The sequence below is a fragment of the Nocardia sp. NPDC006982 genome, assembly GCF_042869435.1.
In the GTDB taxonomy this organism is placed as follows: Bacteria; Actinomycetota; Actinomycetes; order Mycobacteriales; family Mycobacteriaceae; genus Nocardia.
In genome coordinates this window covers 1-1,007 of sequence record NZ_JBIAFV010000097.1, presented here as the reverse complement: position 1 = coordinate 1,007, position 1,007 = coordinate 1, and the positions used below count along the sequence as shown (strand labels likewise).

Genomic DNA, 1,007 nt, shown 5'->3' with positions numbered 1-1,007 from the left:
TGCGTTCCTTGATGATCATGTATCTTGTTGTGGGTCTTGTTGGTTCGGGTGTCTTGGGGTGGGTTCTGCCGAAGGTGCTGGTCGCGCGTCCTGCGCGGGATGTGTTGGAGGAGTGGAAGATTTGTAAGCTCGCTGGTGCTCGGGGTGATTGGATTCGTCGGGCGTGGATGATCACGGCGAGCGGGAGGGGAAGTCCACCGCGGTGATCGGCGGGTGAGTTGGGTTGTCATCCGCAGACGGTGCGTGAACGCCTGCGGCGGTTCAACACTCACGGCCTGGAGGGGCTGGGTGATCGGCCGGGGTCGGGGCGTAGACCCGCCTGTCCGAGACGGAGCGCAGTCGGATCGTGGCTTTGGTTGCCACGACGCCACCGGGGTGGTTGACGCGGGGATCCGATGGCACTCTGGAAGCTGAGCAGGTCGGGGTGCCGTCGAGCTGGACGCTGGATTCGCTGACCGCGGCCGTGCGCGCCGAGGGCATTGTCGTGGGTCGTAGTCAGGTGCGCAGAATACTTGTGGCAGAAGGGATCAGGTGGCGTCGGCCGCGGTCGTGGACGACGAGCAAGGACCCGTACTTCGTCCCAAAAGAACTCACATCGTCGGTCTCTACACGCAGCCACCGGCCGGGGCAACGGTAGTCTGCGCCGACGAGCTGGGCCCGGTCTCGCCCCGTACTTTCGGACCCGCGCCGGGCTGGTCGGTCGATGGGCACCGCGTCAAGGCGCCGCTGGAATATTCGCGAGGTCCGGACAAGATCTGGGTCTACGGCTCGATCCGCGTCCGCGACGGCCAAGCGGTCACGCTCACCGCCGGTTCACGCAACAGTGTGAATTATCAGCGGTTCCTGGAACTGGTCGAACAGGCCAACCGGGTCGGTGAGATCTATGTGATCACCGACAACCTGTCCAGCCACAACAGCAAATCCACCCGCGAATGGCTCGAGGATCACCCCCGGATCAAGCACGCCTTCATCCCGGTCGGCGCGTGCTGGCTCAACCTGCAAGAGCC

2 protein-coding genes are annotated in these 1,007 nt (G+C 64.3%); both read left to right on the top strand.

The window, feature by feature from the left end; genetic code table 11:
• Nucleotides 1-218: 218 nt before the first annotated feature.
• The gene (locus ACFYOW_RS49690) at nucleotides 219-383 is read left to right on the top strand and encodes a helix-turn-helix domain-containing protein (RefSeq protein WP_387299205.1); all 165 of its coding nucleotides are present in this window, start codon (nucleotides 219-221) and stop codon (nucleotides 381-383) included.
• Between the two features lie 148 nt (nucleotides 384-531).
• On the top strand, nucleotides 532-1,007 hold a 476-nt coding region (locus ACFYOW_RS49685; protein WP_387299203.1), incomplete at its 3' end, for a transposase.